General features: G+C 50.5%; 1 protein-coding gene. It reads left to right on the top strand.

Features of this window, described 5'->3' with window-relative positions:
- Positions 1-765 (top strand): aminopeptidase (locus JNK74_28665; GenBank protein MBL7650158.1); only part of this gene is annotated, 765 nt, incomplete at both ends.

The following is a 765-nucleotide window of genomic DNA, read 5'->3' as shown; positions in this document are numbered from 1 at the left end:
AAAAGGGGCGAACGCGAACTCACAGTTAAGCGCATTAACCATCAGAAGTCACTACACGAAGTGCGTATACATACCGTAGAAATGGTCTATCCTGGGCAGTACACTGTAGAAATGAGCTTTGAAGCACCGATTACCAACGGCATGACGGGCATTTACCCGTGTTATTGGAAAGACGCCGAGGGGCAAGAGCAAAAACTGTTTGCGACTCAATTTGAAAGCCATCATGCCCGTGAGGCATTCCCGTGTATAGACGAACCCGAAGCTAAGGCCGTGTTTGATTTTACGCTTATTACACAGGATGGCGTGCAGGTTCTTGGGAATACGCCCGCTGCTACGCAGCAGAGAGTCAAGAGACAAGAGTCAAGAGACAAGAGTACAGACCAAGGAATACAGACTACAGACTACAGACTACAGACTACCTTCGAGCCGACGCCGAGGATGTCTACTTATCTGTTGGCGTTTGTCACTGGTGATATGCACCGTAAAACTGCCAAAACAAAATCTGGCGTAAATGTAAACGTCTGGGCAACAGCCGCACAGCCAGCTAATTCGCTCGATTTTGCGCTAGATGCTGCCACCCGCAGCATAGAGTATTTCGAAGATTATTTTGGCGTGCCCTACCCCCTGGCCAAGGCCGACCACGTCGCCCTGCCCGACTTCAGCAGCGGCGCCATGGAAAACTGGGGGCTCATTACCTATCGTGAACGAGTTTTGCTTGACTACCCAGAAACAACAAGCCAGAGCACGCGAGAGTATATTGCCCTC

The sequence above is a fragment of the Candidatus Hydrogenedentota bacterium genome (assembly GCA_016791475.1).
GTDB lineage: Bacteria > Hydrogenedentota > Hydrogenedentia > Hydrogenedentales > JAEUWI01 > JAEUWI01.
The sequence above is the reverse complement of the archived record's forward strand: the minus strand, read 5'-3'. Positions and strand labels throughout refer to the sequence as shown.